Origin of the sequence: Paenibacillus selenitireducens, assembly GCF_002021565.1 — a bacterium.
In the GTDB taxonomy this organism is placed as follows: Bacteria; Bacillota; Bacilli; order Paenibacillales; family Paenibacillaceae; genus Paenibacillus_K; species Paenibacillus_K selenitireducens.
On record NZ_MSZX01000003.1, the window covers coordinates 16,674 to 34,556 of the forward strand.

The following is a 17,883-nucleotide window of genomic DNA, read 5'->3' on the forward strand; positions in this document are numbered from 1 at the left end:
TCCTTGAAATGGGTTATTTAGCTGGAGAATATGATGTACTTGTCATTGGCGCAGGGCATGCAGGCTGTGAGGCAGCACTCGCTGCAGCGCGAATGGGCTGTGAGACGCTATTGTTGACAATCAATTTAGATATGGTGGCATTTATGCCGTGTAATCCATCCATTGGAGGTCCGGCTAAAGGCCATGTCGTGCGTGAGATTGACGCTTTGGGTGGAGAGATGGGACGCAATATCGATAAGACCTTTATCCAAATGCGGATGTTGAATACAGGGAAAGGACCTGCTGTACATGCGCTGCGTGCACAAGCAGATAAATTCTTGTATCAACATATGATGAAGGAAACGATCGAAAGCACAGAGCATTTGACACTTCGCCAAGGTATGGTGGAAGAGTTGTTGATTGAAGATGGACAATGCGTAGGTGCAGTAACGAAGACGGGTGCAGAGTATCGTGCAAAGTCGGTTGTTCTAACAACAGGGACCTATCTACGCGGTAAGATCATTATGGGTGAACTCATGTATGAAAGCGGCCCGAACAATCAACAACCGGCTGTCAAACTTTCTGAATCTCTTCGCAATGCAGGTCTACAGTTGGTACGCTTCAAGACCGGTACACCTCCGCGTGTTCATAAAGATACGATTGATTTCTCCAAGACTGAAATTCAGCCAGGGGATGAGCAACCGAAATTCTTCTCATTCGAGACAACGTCATCAGACAATGAGCAATTGCCTTGTTGGTTGACGTATACTTCCGCAGCTACACATCAAATCATTAATGACAACTTACATCGTGCGCCGATGTTCTCGGGGGCGATTGAAGGAACAGGCCCTCGCTATTGCCCTTCCATTGAAGATAAGATTGTTCGATTTAGCGATAAACCGAAACATCAAATTTTCCTAGAACCTGAAGGTAAGAATACATCCGAGTATTATGTACAAGGATTATCCACGAGTATGCCCGAAGATGTTCAGCTTCAAATCCTTCGTTCGATTCCTGGATTAGAACAAGTGGAGATGATGCGTACAGGTTATGCGATTGAGTATGATGCAGTCGTACCAACCCAACTATACCCTTCGCTTGAAGTGAAGCTGCTCCCTGGATTATTTACGGCGGGACAAATCAACGGAACCTCTGGTTATGAAGAAGCAGCGGGGCAGGGGATTATGGCCGGGATCAATGCAGCTCGTAAAGTACAAGGCAAAGAAGCCGTTGTCATCGATCGTTCCCAAGGATATATTGGTGTTCTAATTGATGATTTGGTGACCAAAGGAACGAATGAGCCTTATCGTTTGTTGACTTCCCGTGCAGAATATCGTCTGCTGCTTCGTCATGACAATGCCGATTTGCGGTTAACACCAACAGGATATGATATCGGATTAATTAAGGAAGACCGATACGCAAGATTCCAGCATAAAAAAGAAATGGTCGAGCTAGAGATCGAACGACTTCGCTCCACAAAGATCCGCCCTGATGAAACAACACAAGCGATGCTTGCATCGGTAGGATCAGCTCCATTGCAGAATTCTGTAGACATTCTTACGATTCTTCGCCGTCCGGAAGTCACATATGCACACATCGAGCCGATTTCACCATCTTCGCATGAATTGACGGAAGAAATGAAAGAGCAAGTTGAAATTCAAATTAAATATTCAGGATACATCGAGAAGCAGTTGATTCAGGTTGAACGATTGCAAAAGATGGAGAAAAAGAAAATACCTGATGATATCGACTATTCGGATATTCACGGGATTGCAACAGAGGCAAAACAGAAGCTCAATAAAATCCGCCCGATCTCCATTGGCCAAGCATCGCGCATCTCCGGTGTAACCCCTGCCGATATTTCGATCTTGTTGGTTTACCTGGAACACTATAATCGCGTTATCGCATCGAGAGGATAAGATATGGATCCCATACAAACTGTTTTTGTAGAACGATTAGCGAGTCATGGCATTTCTTTAACGGATCAGCAATTGCAGCAATTCGAGATATACTTTAAAGAACTCGTGTCATGGAACGAAAAAATGAATCTAACAGGAATTACAGAAAGAGAGCAGGTCTACACGAAGCATTTTTATGACTCTGCTTCCCTTTCTTTCTTTTTGGAAATGAATAAGGTCAGCACATTAGCCGACATTGGCTCCGGCGCAGGCTTTCCAAGTATCCCTTTAAAAATTGTATTCCCGCATCTGAAGGTGACCATTGTGGACTCACTTAACAAGCGTATCCAATTCCTCAACCATCTTGTTGAGCAGTTAGATTTGCACGACGTGGAGTGTATTCATGGAAGAGCAGAGGATGTGGCAAGACAATTCAAGTACCGCGATCAGTTCGATGTTGTAACGGCCCGGGCTGTCGCAAGATTATGTGTATTGAATGAGTTCTGTCTTCCTTTTGTAAAAGTGGGTGGAACGTTCGCAGCGATGAAAGGCACCGATTTGACCGAAGAAATTAAAGATGCTGCGCGAAGTTTCAAAGAGTTGAAAGGTAAAGTTCAACGCGTAGAACATTTTAAGCTGCCGGTTGAGGATTCAGATCGTCACATTGTGTTGATACAGAAAACGGGGCCTACGACAGGGAAATATCCTCGTAAAGCAGGTACCCCCCTGAAATCTCCACTCGTATAAGGGGACACGATTTGTTTCACGTGGAACATTATTGAAAATTTATTATCGACGTCTCCCTTGGCAGGAAAAAGAGATAGATTTGGAGAATAAGTAATAGAGTAGATTTGTTTTGCGGTTGTAACCGTGGAGTGTTTTCTAGCATTTTGAAACCCAGTGAATCTGTCTTCTTTATGAACAGGAGGAAGAGGGATTCACGGTGTTTCTACTGGATCATGGTTTGGGTACATAGATCGGATATGAAGATGAACGGGATGAACACGCTGGTTTTTCTGTCATGATGAGAGATTGCACAGTTGGTTCAAATATAAGAAAAACCTCTAACGGGCCTTTCGAAGATGAGCGACCGCGATTAGATGTAGGTTTTATCGCCAAATAAAATTTTGTATTTCGGGACGTCGAAATTTCATAAATTCTATTGTGGTGAAAAAACCCCTATCGATTCCATCCAAAGAAGAGCGACCACGTTAAGATGTAGGTTTTATCGCCAAATAGAATTTTGTATTTCGGGACGTCGAAATTTCATAAATTCTATTGTGGTAAGATGTTATAATCTAAAGGATAGATTATATGCTTATATGTCATATGGGTATGAACTCTACTATAATAGAAGTAGAGATTCGTATCTTCTTGCTACCAATCTAGTACGATTATGAATTTAGGTGGTATCATACGGAATGAAAGAACAATTCTCTAAATTGTTTGGGATCGCAGAAAAGAATAATCAAGATGAGGTCAAGCAAATTCCCGTTGCGGAAATTGTAACAAGTCCTTATCAGCCTCGTACCATATTTGACGATGAACGAATCGAAGAGTTATGCCAGACGATTAAAACACATGGCGTGATTCAACCGATTGTTGTTCGTATGCGGAATGGCAAATATGAGATCATTGCCGGTGAACGTCGCTGGAGAGCTGTCACGAAGCTAGGGTTGGAGACGATTCCTGGTATTGTTCGTGAATTTAATGATTCTCAAGCCGCTTCTATTGCGCTCATTGAAAACTTGCAGCGTGAAGGATTAACTTCCATTGAAGAAGCTGTCGCTTATCAGAAATTAATAGACTTGCATAGTCTTACGCAAGAAAGTCTGGCACAACGTCTAGGAAAGAGCCAATCTACGATTGCCAATAAGATTCGTTTGTTGAATTTGCCGGAAGTGGTTAAACTTGCATTGATGGAACGTAAAATTACGGAGCGTCATGCAAGAGCTTTGTTATCTTTGGATAATGAAGAAATTCAACTTAAAGTGTTAAATGATATCATTACCAAAGAATTGAATGTGAAACAGACGGAAGCTCGCGTTGCTTTCTATAAAGAAGCAATGAATCCGAAGCAGAAGTCTAAACGTATTTCTTTTACCAAAGATGTGCGTCTCGCTTTGAATACAATTCGCCAGTCAATTGAGATGGTTTCCGGTACAGGCATGCAGATCAAAACCGACGAGAAAGATCATGAAGATCATTATGAGATCGTGATCAAAATACCTAAAAGATCATAGAACCTTCTGATGAATAGCGGTGTAATGACCGCTTTTCTTTCTTGTCTAAAATTTGAGGTGAGAAACATTGTCTAAAATCATAGCTGTAACCAACCAAAAGGGAGGCGTTGGTAAAACAACGACTTCTGTCAATTTAGGAGCTGCGCTTGCCACCTTGGGCAAACGTGTATTATTAGTTGATATCGATCCACAAGGCAATACGACAAGTGGAATCGGTGTTAACAAAGCAGATGTGGCGAACTGTATCTATGATGTCATTATTAATGATGTGCATCCTAAAGATGCGATTCTTCCGACTCGAATTGAGGGACTAAGTATTCTCCCTGCAACGATTCAGCTTGCTGGAGCAGAAATCGAGTTGGTGCCCACTATTTCGCGTGAAGTACGGTTGAAGAAATCTCTTCATCTTGTTAAGCATATGTTCGATTATATTATTATCGATTGCCCGCCATCTTTAGGCATCTTGACGATTAACTCCCTTACAGCGGCTGATTCTGTCATTATTCCAATTCAGTGCGAATACTATGCTTTGGAAGGACTTAGTCAACTGTTAAATACGGTACGATTAGTCCAAAAGCATTTAAATACGTCATTACAGATCGAAGGCGTGCTGATGACGATGTTCGATGCGCGTACGAACTTGGGTATCCAAGTCATTGAAGAAGTTAAGAAGTATTTCCAACAAAAAGTATATCAGACGGTGATCCCGCGTAACGTGAGACTCAGTGAGGCTCCGTCGCATGGTGAATCGATTATTACGTATGATCCGAGATCGAAAGGTGCAGAAGTGTACCTGGAGCTTGGAAAGGAAGTGATATCAAGTGAGTAAACGCTTGGGAAAAGGGTTGGATGCGCTTATTCCTTCATTGTCTATTAATGAAGATGATAAGGTTATAGAAATATCATTAGGTCATTTACGTCCCAACCCATATCAACCACGGAAAACATTTGATGAAGCTTCGATTCAAGAGTTAGCTGAGTCCATCAAACAACACGGTGTTATTCAACCGATTATCGTCCGTAGTGTTCTAAAAGGGTATGAAATCATTGCAGGGGAGCGTCGCTTCCGAGCATCACAATTGTGCGGAAATGCAACGATTCCTGCGGTTGTTCGTAATTTTAATGATCAACAGGTTATGGAGATTGCATTAATAGAGAACTTGCAACGTGAGAATCTAAATGCAATTGAAGTTGCTGTGGCCTATCAAGGGCTTATGGATCAATTCTCCTTAACACAAGAAGAACTCTCGATGAAGGTAGGGAAGTCTCGTTCCCATATTGCTAACTTCTTGCGGTTACTGCAACTACCAGAAGAAGTCAAAGATTATGTTTCACGTGGAACATTATCCATGGGGCATGCAAGAGCCATAGCAGGGGTGAAGGATACTGCAAAGGTAAAAGAACTTGCTAAGCTGACGATAAGTAATGAGTGGAGTGTTCGGGAGTTAGAAGAAGCCATTCAGAATTTAGACAGTAAAGCGACCGCGGAAAAGCAGAAAGTCAAAGCTCAGAAACGAGATCCATATATCCATCAGGTGGAGGAATCGCTTCGAGAACGATTCAAAACAACGGTGAAAATTAAACAAAGTAAAGAAAAAGGTAAGATAGAATTATCTTACTACAATCAACAAGATTTGGAACGGTTATTGGAACTTTTAAATTAGAACAATATAATAAGCATCCCCAATAGCATGCCATTGAATTCTTCCTAGGGAAGGATTACACTAAGGTATGCTATTCTTTTTCATAAAAGCGGGGTGTGATGAAATGGACGAAAATAACCGCCGACGTGTTATTTATATGGATCATGCAGCGACATCTTGGCCGAAGCCAGAACAGGTATTGCATGCAATGCAGGAGGCTCTTACTTCGTATGGAGCAAACCCGGGTCGAGGCAGTCATACGATGGCGGTACAAGCGAGTAGAGTGATTTTTCAGACACGAAGAAATCTGGCGAAGTTATTTGGGATCCGAAACCCGAATGACATTGCCTTCACCATGAATACAACAATGGCATTAAATATGGCGATAAAAGGTGTATTGCATTCAGGCGATCATGTGATTGTAACATCCATTGAACATAATTCCGTGCGGCGACCTCTTGAGTATTTAAAAAAACATCATGGGATCGAAGTGACGTATTTACAATCAACTACCGATGGCCAATTGGATGTATCCGAACTTGAACGATCTTTCCAGCCGCACACGAAGCTCGTGATATGCAGCCATAGTTCGAATCTATTGGGCACGATTCTACCCATTGCTCAGATCGGAAAGATAACACATGCAAGAGATGTTCTTTTCTTGGTTGATGCAGCCCAATCAGCAGGTATTCTACCAATTGACGTAGAAGCCATGAATATCGATCTGCTGGCTTTTCCAGGGCATAAAGGGTTATTGGGTCCTCAGGGGACAGGAGGGCTCTACATAAGCCCTGAGATCGATCTGGAGCCATTGCTTCAAGGCGGAACAGGGAGTCGTTCAGAGGATATTGAGCAGCCGTCTGTTCGACCAGATCGATACGAGGCCGGGACGCCGAACACGGTGGGGATTGCAGGATTGAATGAGGGCGTAAAATTCATTCTTGCGGAGTCGGTGGACAAGATTCATACAAAAGAATGGACGCTTACGCAGCGTCTCATGAAGGGACTCGAATCGATTCCATCTATTCAATTACTAGGGCCAGCATGTGGTGAGCCGAGAACAGGGATTGTATCCTTTATTGCAGAGGGTGTCGATGCTTCTGAAATGGCCTTCCGATTAGATCGAGAGTATCAGATCGCGGTCCGATCCGGCATGCATTGTACGCCGCTTGCGCATGAAACAGCAGGTACGTTAGGTAGCGGAGCCGTGCGAGTAAGTATTGGATATTTTACGACAGAAGAAGAAATTGAGGCTGTCATTACAGCCGTTCAAGCAATCATTGCGGATTATTTACGGTAGGGGAGAACAGAAGGAATGGACACGATGATGCAAGATCAAGTGCTATGGATGGTTGTAGGTGTATTAATATTGTTGACAGTAATTCTGTTCATCATGATATTGGTTCAAGCGTCAAGGTTGAAAAAGTTACGGCGTAAGTACAATGACATGATGGATGGCACAGGTGTTAAGGATTTAGAAGAGCTGATTATTGAAATGAAGGAGCATATTTATGCTTTGCAGGAAGGGCAATCCGAACATACCCAAGCGATTCAAGGCTTGAATGTAAAGATGAAGAAGTCGAAATCCAATGTCGGATTTCTACGGTATAATCCTTTTAGCGATAACGGTAGTGATTTGAGCTTCTCACTTGCCATTGTGAATGAAGAACAAGATGGAATCATTCTAAGTGGATTGCACAGTCGCGATAGTACGTATGTGTACGCCAAACCAATTGAAGAGGGAAAGTCCAAGTACGCATTATCTCCAGAAGAGGAAGAAGCGCTTAGTCTCGCGGAGCGTAAGGCTTAGGCAGATGATGCCATTGCTTGATGGCCAAATATAAGCTGTTCGCAATTATATCGGATAATTTCATAACCAAGCTCAGACGAGTGTTCTGTAGAACAAAGTATTCCATAAAGCCGCCTACGTTGACGATCCCTGTAATATGCATATCGCCGACCGGCGGCAATTGTTTATGTACCCCTGCACCAGGACGAACGGGACCCGAAGCGACTTGAATATTACCTACACTGCTCGTTTGGCCGAGGCAGGCGTCAATGCCAATGATAAATGGATTTTTGACATGGGTATCGATATGCTGTAATGTATCGGCTAAGTTGACAGCATGAACCGGTTCATCCAGCGTCCCAAAAACCTTAAAATGCGGGCTGTTGAATCTGGCGAGTGATGAGCCAACGAGAGGGCCAAGGCAATCGCCCGTCGAGCGATCTGTGCCGACACAGACGATGGTAATGGTACTTTCAGCCGTAATAGGGGTTAAGAAATCTACTATTCGGTTCGTTACTGCGGCGTGAATGTGAGATTCGGTATGAGACATTTTGAGAGAAGGTAGTTCTTTAATACGGCTAGAATAGATGGAAAAAGACATGTTGGCATAACCTCCGTCTATGAATTGTATTCCTAGTATATGGATGAAAGAGCGGTTTTATACTTGTGAAATAGAAGAATTCATTAGATGGTTATATTCCATTGAATTAGAGGAGTGCGAGCGAAAATCATGGAGTCGTGGATGCTTATTGCTTTTGATTCGACACAGCAGGCGCTGCGGACAGAAATGCTCTTGGAGTTCTTAGACATTGAGATTGATATCTGTCCGACGCCCAAAGAGATTACGGCAGGTTGTGCCTTGTCGATTCAGTTTCCAACAGATGATTTAAATACGGTGAAGAAGACCATTCAGGATGAGCAAGTTGAAATCCGGGGGATCTATTTTAAAAGTGAGAACGGGTATGATAACATCGAGATGTAACATCATGGAAGATAGGGAGTGATTTCATGTCGTATCTCTTTGCACTTGACGAGAATGAAACCACACAAATGATTGAGAATAATATTAGTTGGTTCCAAAAAAAGATCTGGGGGCCGCTCACGAATCCAGATTTGTGGGGAAATTTGATGTGGATATCCATCAAAATTATTCTAATCATCGTGGTATGTCGCGTATTGATTAGAGTACTACAAAAAACCATCAATCATGTGATTCTAAAAAAAGCGGATCAGCGTACGCAGGTGAACCCCCGTCGTATGATTACGATCGGTAAGCTGTTAAGCAGTGTTGTGCGGTATGGTATAAATGGTGTGATGATCCTTATGGTGATCTCCGAGCTGAATGTCGTGGATTTAAGGCCGATACTAGCCGGAGCCGGTGTACTCGGTCTAGCGATAGGTTTTGGAGCACAGAGTCTCGTGAAAGATATCATTACAGGGTTTTTTATCATATTCGAGGACCAGTTCGCTGTAGGGGATGTCATTGAGGTGAACAAAAGTCGGGGTACGGTTGAAATGATTGGACTTCGCTCGACTCGGATTTTAAGTTGGACAGGGGAAGTTTTCATTATCCCAAACGGCTTAATTAATGAAGTAACGAATTTCTCCTTACATAATTCCCTTTCAATCGTGGATATTGCCATTGCTTATGAAGAGAATGCGGATGAGGCGATTGAATTTATGAAGAAGGTTATGCCGGCGTTGAAGGAGCGTAATCTAGATCTTGTGAAGGAGCCGGAAGTGCTTGGTGTTCAGCTTATAAGCCAATCCAGCGTCACGATACGCATCATTGGGGAATGTAAACCTAATACACAAGCGGGCGTTTCTCGATTTATTAATATTGAAATGAAAAGATTGTTGGATGCACATGGAATTGAATTCCCGTATCCACGTATGGTCACCTATCATCGAAAGGAAAAAGGGGAAGTGGGAGATGGAGCGTAAACAATTCGAATTGTGGGATGTCGTTCAAATGAAGAAACCTCATCCATGTGGTACCAATGAGATGGAGATCATCCGCATGGGTATGGATATTCGCATTAAGTGTGTAGGATGCCAGCACAGTGTTCTTATTCCTCGCTCAAAATTCGAGAAGAACTTGAAGAAAGTTCTACGGAATACGAAGCGCCAAGATGAGGTTGCGGGGGATCCAACAAATTCATAATTTTTTTGGACAACTAGTTGCGAAAAGCTCTAAAATCTGATAATATTAATGATGCTGCGGAAAGGTACCCAAGAGGCCCAAGGGGGCTGACTCGAAATCAGCTAGGCGTCGCAAGGCGTGCGTGGGTTCGAATCCCACTCTTTCCGCCACCATAAACCTATAAGCAGAACCTCTCTAATCGTCAGTAGACGATGGGGAGGTTTTTTTGTGTTTCTAACCGAAATGATGGCTGCATTAGTTATCCACAATCTAAAGTGATGCTAGTGAATAAGATAAGAAGAAAAAATGGATATACACATGTGGGTAAAGGGTTTGGACAGAAATTCAACAATTGAATTTTGAAATATTTCTGTGGATAAGTGAGGTGGGGAAGAAGGAAGGGTTGTAGTGTAATTAAGTCAGTGAGAAGAAATTCAGCACGAATGATGTGTGGATTTCAACACTAATCTAGGGGCTGTCTTCGCTCAGGCCAACGTGATAGAATGACTGCGGAAATGTAAAACAATAATCCGTCGTGTAAGCAGCTAGGATATAGGTATTGATGTAAGCGGTTACAAATTGGGAGCAAGGTGGAGCAGGCGGCTTGGAAGTGTTCAATTATAACAGTGCTTATTTAGGGAAGTTATTCAAGAACCATACAGGGAGAAAGTATATACCGTCGCAGAGAAGGTTGGATATGCGAACGTGAATTATTTTCACAGTAAGTTCAAGAAGTATGTAGGTGATCACCGACGACTTATTGCAAACAGCGCAATGCTATGGATGAAGAAGAGATGTCGAACTAAATCAAACGAGCCGTTGCAGGGATGCGCAGGCTCGTTTTTTATGTTCTTCTTATGCAGGTAAAAGGGTAAGCAGTTCTTCAAAGGACGTGATGATGGCATCGGCGCCTTCCAGCTCGCCTGATTTACGGAAGCCTGCATAATCGCAGCCAATGGCTGTAATGCTATTCTTATTGCCTGCTTCAATATCGGAAGAGCGGTCGCCGACCATCCATGCGGATTGAATCTGATGGTTCGTAAGAAGCTTATGAACAAGATCAACCTTCGTTGCAGTCTGGTATTCGCCAGCGCTATAGAGGCTTTCGAATAAGGAATCGATGCCCATATGACGCGTTACGTCACGAACGTAATCTTCTTGGCCGTTACTGCCTACGAAGAGACGGATTCCTTGCGCTTTGAGGGCACGCAGTGTCTCGACAACGGCAGGATAGAGTTTGCCGTCCCCGCGCTCAAGAAGTTGATTTTCGTAGTACATCATCAATTCGTCGGCACGGGCGCGAACCTCTGCTGGCGTACCTGGCATGAGACGTTCCCAAATATGTTCGAGCAGCATGCCAAGGCAACCTAGGATATCTTGATCCGCCGGCACTTCTCCGTGATATAGATCTTCTTCGGCAAGATGTGCATAGGTAAGGCGGAAAGCTTCCAGCACAATGGTCTCGGTCTGAAATAAAGTACCGTCTAAATCGAAGATCATGGCTTCTGGTTTCTGTAACATGATGAACCTCCGTTTATGATTTTCTAGAACAACCTTAGTCATACCATATTTTGGGGGCAAGATACAAGGACAGAACCGAGTGCAGTAGATTGCGACCTGGTTCGATTTGGTGAACGTGCTTTCATCATGGGGACCTATATGATGTAGCTGTATGGCGAATTGCGGGGAGGAGCCGAATATTGAGCTACCTTTGGGAGCGTTGCAGGGCAGCATTCTCGACGTTCAGTGCGTGTATCCGCGCGTGAATGATTGCGAATGGAGTTGGAATGCTGAAGTGGGTACGCTAGGAGTGTGCTTGCCGAACGTGAAAACGGCGAGATTGTTCGAGATTCGGAAGTAAAGTGTTGAATTTTAATTGTTTTTTAATAATGCTGCCTAAACACAGGAGTGACCCATAGTTGGCAGGATTCAGGTACTTTATGGGTTCAAAATCTATGTTAAGGTAGTTGTGCGTTCATCTTGCATGGACGAACTACAAAACATAGGAGGACTTATATGAATCCTACAAATACAACGCAAGCCAAACGACTAGGTAAAACATGTGCAGCGGTTATTCTAAGCCTTTCCGTGGCTTTTTCTATAAATATGGCAACGAACTCGACGAAGGCTCATGCAGCATCAGCCTTATCGATTGCAGAGCAAGTGATTTCAACAGGGAAAAAATATATTGGGGTACCTTATAAATTTAGAGCACAAGCAGGGAATACGAGCGCGTTCGATTGCTCTTCTTTTACCGAATATGTATTTAAGCAGCAGGGGATCGAACTTCCTCGTTCCTCAAGAGAACAAGCGAACGTAGGGACGTACGTATCCCGAAATGACCTGCAGCCGGGCGACTTGGTCTTCTCCGATACGAATAAGGACGGAGTAATTAACCATGTGAGTATTTACATGGGCGATGGAAAGTTGCTTCATACGTACCGTGTAGGGATCGGCGTTACCATTTCGGATTTCGAGGGCAGCACATGGGATAAAACGTATGTTACCGCTCGACGCGTGATTCAGGGCGATTCTACCAACACAAATCAGCAGTAACTCTATAAAAGGACAACCTGCACCGTAGGTAGTATTATAAAAAGGAAGCTCGGGAATTCACCTGAGCTTCTTTTTCGTTTATCGTAACCTTGCATCTAAGCTAAGGTTGAAGTGGGATCACCCATGGGCCCTGAAGAAGAATTAACGGGTCTTGAATATAAAAAGTAAGGCTCTTGCGACCAGGTTGGATCGGTAAGTTTAACTCTTCTAGGGCTCTTGAGCTTTCATTTATATGTGTCGAGTAGCTTTGTCCATCAAGCTTCAGCGCATCTATCGCGAAATATTGCATGGTCTTGGGTTGATTGGGGTCAAAATGCATATTTACATAAATACGAACTTCATTTTCGCTCAAGCGATGCACTTGGGTAAAAGTAATCGGGAACCCAGCTAAGGATAGGGTCTGATTAACTTCAGCTGTGCCTTGTTCTGGGATGGAGAGCGTTACTGTTGCCTTTGCATTCCTGTCCACAACGCGAATGGATGGAATGGTTAGGGTTAATGGCAGCACATCCTGTGAAGGGCGCTGAAATACAAGTCGGCTTTCTTTGACGAAATCAGCATCTTGTAATATATCGACGTTCTTACCTTGATGATCCATGAGCGAAATATTGATGTCCTCAGCCAAAGGCTTTTTACCATAGCTATCAACCTCTTGACCTTCGGGGAGCTGGCTGAGCAGATGGATTTGATCATGTTCTTCAGCCAATGCAGACTGGACTGCGACGATTCGAATCCCGTTATGCTCGGATGAAGGCCCAAGTCCTTGCAGGGTTTCGGAGGTATGAGCAGGTACGAGCTTAAAAGGTCCGATGGATCGATCTTCAATACGCAGCGTAAACCTGCTCTTTTCAGATCGTGGTATAGCTTGATTTATAGAATAGGTTCCAACCCAAGGGCCTAATGCGCTAGAACTGGAGATGGAGGAAGGGTGGAATGGGTATACATCCCCCGTATCGGTGACGAGTGTCAATTCCTTTACACGTTCGGTTTCATTACCATATAGGTTGATTAATGTGTAATCGTCTTGCATGAGGATGCCTTCAACCGTTAATTCGCCTGTTTCCAACGATACGCTGATAGGTCGCTCAAGTACATAAGTTGGGTTATCATTCGATTTTTCTTGGACCGTCCCAAACCCGGGAATGAATTGAAGCATGTTGCGCAATTCTGCTTGCACATTCGTAGAGAGGGATAATCCTACCCCTAAGATAAGAAGGGCGGCAGCTGTAATCCCAGTGAACCAGATGTTCTTTTTCTTGATCGCCTTGGTTGGTTCTTGTGATGTAAGAGTAGGATGGTTTAGTGTTTGGAACGTCTTCTTCTTGATTCGGGATAGTGCATCAATGTCCAGAGCCCCTGTCTCATGGATGTCGATATCCTCAAGAGACGTGAATGATTCAGGATTCATTTGATCCATCAGCTTAAAGAAATGCTTCTCATCCGCATCCATTATTCATGACCTCCGATCTCAAAATAGTCGAGTTGTTGTCTGAGCAAGGTTCTGCAACGATATAATCTGCTCTCTATCGCTTTCTTCGTAAGACCATATTGGAGTGCGAGCACGTCGAGTTTCTCGTAATAAAAATACCTTCGATAAAATAAACTCCTGTCAGGCTCAGGGAAGGAATCAATGATACCCATAGTGACTTGAGTAGCTTCTTTGGATAAGATAACATCTTCGGTCTCATGCAGCGCAGCCGGATCTACTTCCAAGCTGAGCGTGATATTCTGCTTTATCAGCTTGCGTCGATAATCCAAAGCCTTATATTTTGCGAGAATGAGCAGCCAGGTCTTGAAGATGGCCTTGGACCGATCATACTCGTCAATTCGATTCCAAGCAGCAACGAACACGTCGCTCACGCATTCTTCAATATCCTCTTTTTGTGCCAAGCCTCCAAGAATACGTTGAATGAGTCCATACACAACATTGGCGTAGGCATTCATGAGGAACTCCAAAGCTAGCGGATTCTGCTTCAGCAACTCACTGTCCAGATTATGCTCTGATACCTCCATAACAGCCTCCGTTCTGATATTGTGATCATCTATTTAGTACTACGTTATCCCTGAGATCAATCACTCATATGAAAACATATTTTTTATCTTTTTTAGCTAAAGAAATATTAAGGTAATGTCTTTAGAACGCCATGACAAGAAAACCTACAAAAAATAACTTTTACAAAAAATATAAGAACAAACGTTTGACAAAATTGCAGTATTTATGATTTGATATATAGACCGATTGGTATAATCTATAGAAAGAAGGAATCTTGATGAGGGAGAAGTCCCACGCAAGAGATCAGATTGTGGGTACGGCATCACGATTGTTTTTCTCACAAGGGTATCATGCGACAGGCTTGAACCAAATTATCAAGGAAAGCGACGCACCGAAGGGCTCGCTCTACTATTACTTTCCGAACGGGAAAGAAGAACTGGCGTTGGTCTGCATCGAGCAGCACAAGTTGTTCGTTCATAGCCGTATTCGAGAACATTTCGCAGTAGCAGCGAATTTTATTGACGGGATGCAGGCATTGATTCATGAATTTGCGGACGAGGTCATTCTTAATGATTATCAGAGTTTTGCGCCCAGCGGATTCTGGAATGCCGTAGAGACGTCATGCATTAGCGATCGGTTGCGGATAGCTTGTCAGAGCAGCTTTGCCGAATGGAAGGCGGTTATCGTGGAACAACTGCGGGAAGAGGACTACGAGGAAGATCGGGCGGAGGAGATAAGCACGGGGATGATTTCTTTGATGGAAGGTTCCTTCGTACTTGCACTAACGTATAGAGACGTAAGTCCGTTAATCACAGCAGCCAAACTCGTACCGCTGATTGCAAGGAATAAATAAAGAGATATATTGGAGGATGGAACGTGGAAGCTGTTATCAACAAAGATTCATCAAGTGAAGCAAAAAAATATAAAGTACTGCCGATTATGATTTCGCTATTAATCAGCGGATTTATCGGGATGTTCAGTGAGACAGCCTTAAATATTGCGCTCAGCGACCTCATGCAGGTGCTGAATATTACGCCGGCTACGGCCCAATGGCTTACAACGGGATATCTATTGACCTTAGGTATTCTGGTTCCTGTATCCGGATTGCTATTGCAATGGTTCACGACGAGGCAATTGTTCATTACTTCATTATCGTTCTCCATTGTGGGGACGTTAGTCGCGGCATTGGCATCAAGCTTTGACGTATTGTTAATCGCTCGTGTCTTGCAGGCGGTCGGAACAGGCCTCATGTTACCTTTAATGTTCAATACCATCTTAGTTATCTTCCCTCCGGAGAAGCGGGGCGCAGCGATGGGGATTATCGGACTTGTTATTATGTTCGCTCCCGCAGTAGGACCTACGCTAGCAGGTATTCTTATTGAGAACTTAACATGGAACTGGATCTTCTGGGTATCCCTTCCCTTCTTGGTGATTGGATTAATCTTTGGTTCACTATATATGCAGAATGTATCGACAATCACAAAACCTAAAATCGATATTCTTTCGATTATTTTATCCACGATAGGATTTGGCGGCATTGTATTTGGATTCAGTAAGGCTGGTGAAGGAACTGATGGATGGAGCAGCCCGTTGGTTATCGCGTCGATCGCCATCGGTATCATTGCCTTAGTATTATTCTCCTTACGTCAGCTATCCATGAAGAAACCGATGATGGATTTACGGGTATTTAAATATCCAATGTTCGTGGTCGGACTGATTATGGTGTTCTTATGTATGATGATTATTCTATCCACAATGCTGATTTTGCCGTTATATCTACAGAATGGGATGGGGTTATCGGCCTTCTCAGCAGGACTTATCCTATTGCCGGGTGGGATCTTAAATGGTCTTTTGTCACCGCTCATGGGTTCATTATTCGATAAATACGGTCCGAAATGGCTCGTTATTCCGGGGTTGGCAATCGCAGCTGTCGTGTTGTGGTTCTTCTCGGGAATTACTGCAGCATCAGCGACAGCACTTCTGATCGTGCTGCATACTTGTCTCTTCATTGGAATATCGATGATTATGATGCCGGCTCAGACGAACGGCTTAAACCAGCTGCCTCGCGAAATGTATCCAGATGGAACAGCGGTGATGAATACATTGCAACAAGTGGCTGGGGCGATTGGTACGGCTGTTGCGGTAAGTATTCTTTCCAATGGAATCAGCGATTATATGCGTACATCGACGAATCCAACAGATCCGGGCGAAGCGGTCAAAGCGATGACGGTCGGAGCCCAACATGCTTTCTTATTCGCGATGACGATTGCGATTGTTGGTCTTGTGATTGCGTTTTTTATCCGCCGTGTTCATGTAGATAAGCAATCGATGAAAGGCCCTATGCATTAAAAAATATGAAGCCTCCCATCTAACTTGTGTTGGATGGGAGGCTTTTTGCATACAAAAAGGTCTAGTGATTTTTATCCATTTGGTACCGGGTAAAAAGGGATAGAAATTGATAAAACAGCATCTGGAAATAGATATATATGGATATTATCGAAATCGGTTGATATGAAATAAAGCGGTTTCATTACCACGCGTCACAATAAAAGTCAAGGCTTATTTATCAAATAATTCTCATGGTTCTCTAATAAAATTCATACGAACCAAGAGTCGTCTCATTTTGCAAGGTTTCAGGTAATTTATGTATTTTTTATCTGTGTTAAGGTAGTCGTGGGTGCACCTTATACGATCCAGAACACGAGGAGGACATTATGAATAATACAAAGAAGAAACCTATTGGTAAAATGCTGGTGGGAATCAGTCTTAGCCTCTCAGTCGCTTTTTCGATAAGTATGTTTGCTACACCACAACCTGTTAGTGCCGCAGCAGCGAGTACTTCGATTGCAGATCAAGTCATCGCAACAGGCCAACAGTTCTTAGGAGTTCCATATCAATTTAGTGCAAAAGCGGGGAGAACCGATGCATTCGATTGTTCTTCATTCACACAATATGTATTTAAACAAAATGGAATCAATCTTCCGCGTAACTCTAGACAACAATCCACTGTAGGAACTAAGGTTGATAAAAGTCAGCTACAACCAGGAGATTTGGTCTTCTCGGATACGAATCACGACGGCGTGATCAATCATGTTAGTATCTATATGGGCAATGATAAATTACTTCACACTTACCGTGTAGGAATTGGCGTTACGATTTCTAATTTCTCTGGCAGTGCTTGGGATCGTTCGTTTGTTACGGCTCGCCGTGTCATTCCAGACAATGGACAAGCCACACCGCCGGAATCCCAACCAAGCGTACAACCGTCGCAACCCGCTGACACAAATACGCAGCCAACTTATCAAGCCCCTACACAATCGCAAAAACATAGTTACCATAAAAAAAGATCAAGACATCATTATACGGAAAACAATCAAGATTAATAATTAAGGCAGAGTCTTTTAAGGCTCTGCCTTTGTCATAAAATTTCTCTGGCGGTAAGAATATAAAGGGATAGCAGATGCAGATAGAAACCAAAAAGGACCTTTTTAGGGGTCCTTTGTTGGTATCGGTGTTAGTTAGTTGGAATTCTTTTACGATACACTTTCATTTCAGCTCGTTGTTACGCATTGTTGTGAGACAATACATTCATGTGTTTTACAGACGGTAGTCTACGACACATCCACTCGCTTTCTATGC

Annotated in this window: 19 protein-coding genes, 1 tRNA gene and 1 pseudogene; 17 read left to right on the plus strand and 4 right to left on the minus strand. The window is 43.3% G+C overall.

The features are described from left to right. Positions 1-8: 8 nt before the first annotated feature. The 7 genes from mnmG (at position 9) to BVG16_RS07875 (ending at position 7,573) form a co-directional block, all read left to right on the plus strand. Positions 9-1,898 (plus strand): tRNA uridine-5-carboxymethylaminomethyl(34) synthesis enzyme MnmG, encoded by a 1,890-nt coding sequence (gene mnmG, locus BVG16_RS07845; protein ID WP_078498006.1) that lies wholly within the window; start codon positions 9-11, stop codon positions 1,896-1,898. Between the two features lie 3 nt (positions 1,899-1,901). Beyond that, positions 1,902-2,624, plus strand: coding sequence for a 16S rRNA (guanine(527)-N(7))-methyltransferase RsmG (gene rsmG / locus BVG16_RS07850; protein ID WP_078498007.1), 723 nt, complete (start codon positions 1,902-1,904; stop codon positions 2,622-2,624). Positions 2,625-3,298: 674 nt separating this feature from the next. Next, positions 3,299-4,120 (plus strand): nucleoid occlusion protein, encoded by an 822-nt coding sequence (gene noc, locus BVG16_RS07855; protein ID WP_078498008.1) that lies wholly within the window; start codon positions 3,299-3,301, stop codon positions 4,118-4,120. Between the two features lie 67 nt (positions 4,121-4,187). Beyond that, positions 4,188-4,949 (plus strand): ParA family protein, encoded by a 762-nt coding sequence (locus BVG16_RS07860; RefSeq protein WP_078498009.1) that lies wholly within the window; start codon positions 4,188-4,190, stop codon positions 4,947-4,949. Then, positions 4,942-5,784 carry a ParB/RepB/Spo0J family partition protein gene (locus BVG16_RS07865; protein WP_078498010.1) on the plus strand — a complete coding sequence of 281 codons (843 nt, stop codon included), beginning with the start codon at positions 4,942-4,944 and terminating at the stop codon, positions 5,782-5,784. Before BVG16_RS07860 ends, BVG16_RS07865 begins: the two co-directional genes overlap by 8 nt. 103 nt (positions 5,785-5,887) lie before the next feature. Further along, positions 5,888-7,063 carry an aminotransferase class V-fold PLP-dependent enzyme gene (locus tag BVG16_RS07870; RefSeq protein WP_078498486.1) on the plus strand — a complete coding sequence of 392 codons (1,176 nt, stop codon included), beginning with the start codon at positions 5,888-5,890 and terminating at the stop codon, positions 7,061-7,063. A 15-nt stretch (positions 7,064-7,078) separates the two neighbouring features. Continuing rightward, positions 7,079-7,573, plus strand: a complete 495-nt coding sequence (locus BVG16_RS07875) for a DUF4446 family protein (protein WP_078498011.1) — start codon at positions 7,079-7,081, stop codon at positions 7,571-7,573. Here BVG16_RS07875 and yyaC read toward each other — a convergent pair. Continuing rightward, positions 7,548-8,153: a spore protease YyaC gene (yyaC, locus tag BVG16_RS07880; protein WP_078498012.1), complete on the minus strand. Its 606-nt coding sequence runs from the start codon at positions 8,151-8,153 to the stop codon at positions 7,548-7,550. The genes BVG16_RS07875 and yyaC overlap by 26 nt on opposite strands. A 129-nt stretch (positions 8,154-8,282) precedes the next feature. Here yyaC and BVG16_RS07885 point away from each other — a divergent pair, with 129 nt between their 5' ends. The 5 genes and pseudogenes from BVG16_RS07885 to BVG16_RS33300 form a co-directional block, all read left to right on the plus strand. Next, the gene (locus BVG16_RS07885) at positions 8,283-8,534 is read left to right on the plus strand and encodes a DUF3343 domain-containing protein (RefSeq protein ID WP_078498013.1); all 252 of its coding nucleotides are present in this window, start codon (positions 8,283-8,285) and stop codon (positions 8,532-8,534) included. A gap of 26 nt (positions 8,535-8,560) precedes the next feature. Further along, positions 8,561-9,496, plus strand: a complete 936-nt coding sequence (locus tag BVG16_RS07890; protein WP_078498014.1) for a mechanosensitive ion channel family protein — start codon at positions 8,561-8,563, stop codon at positions 9,494-9,496. Next, complete coding sequence (locus tag BVG16_RS07895) at positions 9,486-9,716, plus strand: DUF951 domain-containing protein (protein ID WP_078498015.1); 231 nt, start codon at positions 9,486-9,488, stop codon at positions 9,714-9,716. The genes BVG16_RS07890 and BVG16_RS07895 overlap by 11 nt, the downstream gene beginning before the upstream one ends. 58 nt (positions 9,717-9,774) lie before the next feature. After that, a tRNA-Ser gene (locus BVG16_RS07900) sits at positions 9,775-9,865 on the plus strand. 437 nt (positions 9,866-10,302) lie between these two features. After that, positions 10,303-10,501: pseudogene (locus tag BVG16_RS33300) on the plus strand (AraC family transcriptional regulator); the annotation flags it as partial. A gap of 49 nt (positions 10,502-10,550) precedes the next feature. Here the strand turns inward: BVG16_RS33300 and BVG16_RS07910 are convergent. After that, positions 10,551-11,216, minus strand: a complete 666-nt coding sequence (locus BVG16_RS07910) for an HAD family hydrolase (protein WP_078498016.1) — start codon at positions 11,214-11,216, stop codon at positions 10,551-10,553. 151 nt (positions 11,217-11,367) lie between these two features. On the opposite strand from BVG16_RS07910, the gene BVG16_RS07915 reads away from it, so the two are divergent. Beyond that, entirely contained in the window at positions 11,368-11,556 is a 189-nt protein-coding gene (locus BVG16_RS07915; RefSeq protein WP_078498017.1) for a hypothetical protein, read from the plus strand. 155 nt (positions 11,557-11,711) lie between these two features. Further along, a complete protein-coding gene (locus tag BVG16_RS07920) occupies positions 11,712-12,251 on the plus strand; it encodes a C40 family peptidase (protein WP_078498018.1) in 540 nt (179 codons plus the stop codon). A gap of 100 nt (positions 12,252-12,351) precedes the next feature. Here BVG16_RS07920 and BVG16_RS07925 read toward each other — a convergent pair whose 3' ends face one another. Both BVG16_RS07925 and BVG16_RS07930 read right to left on the minus strand, forming a co-directional pair. After that, positions 12,352-13,701: a DUF4179 domain-containing protein gene (locus BVG16_RS07925; protein WP_078498019.1), complete on the minus strand. Its 1,350-nt coding sequence runs from the start codon at positions 13,699-13,701 to the stop codon at positions 12,352-12,354. Next, the gene (locus BVG16_RS07930; protein ID WP_078498020.1) at positions 13,701-14,264 is read right to left on the minus strand and encodes a sigma-70 family RNA polymerase sigma factor; all 564 of its coding nucleotides are present in this window, start codon (positions 14,262-14,264) and stop codon (positions 13,701-13,703) included. Before BVG16_RS07930 ends, BVG16_RS07925 begins: the two co-directional genes overlap by 1 nt. Positions 14,265-14,521: 257 nt before the next feature. On the opposite strand from BVG16_RS07930, the gene BVG16_RS07935 reads away from it, so the two are divergent. The 3 genes from BVG16_RS07935 to BVG16_RS07945 all read left to right on the plus strand — a co-directional run bounded on the left by BVG16_RS07935 (position 14,522) and on the right by BVG16_RS07945 (position 17,627). Beyond that, positions 14,522-15,097, plus strand: a complete 576-nt coding sequence (locus tag BVG16_RS07935; protein ID WP_078498021.1) for a TetR/AcrR family transcriptional regulator — start codon at positions 14,522-14,524, stop codon at positions 15,095-15,097. 35 nt (positions 15,098-15,132) lie between these two features. Further along, positions 15,133-16,593: a lincomycin efflux MFS transporter Lmr(B) gene (gene lmr(B), locus BVG16_RS07940; protein WP_408635321.1), complete on the plus strand. Its 1,461-nt coding sequence runs from the start codon at positions 15,133-15,135 to the stop codon at positions 16,591-16,593. A 365-nt stretch (positions 16,594-16,958) separates the two neighbouring features. Further along, entirely contained in the window at positions 16,959-17,627 is a 669-nt protein-coding gene (locus tag BVG16_RS07945; protein ID WP_078498023.1) for a C40 family peptidase, read from the plus strand. The last annotated feature ends 256 nt before the right edge of the window (positions 17,628-17,883 follow it).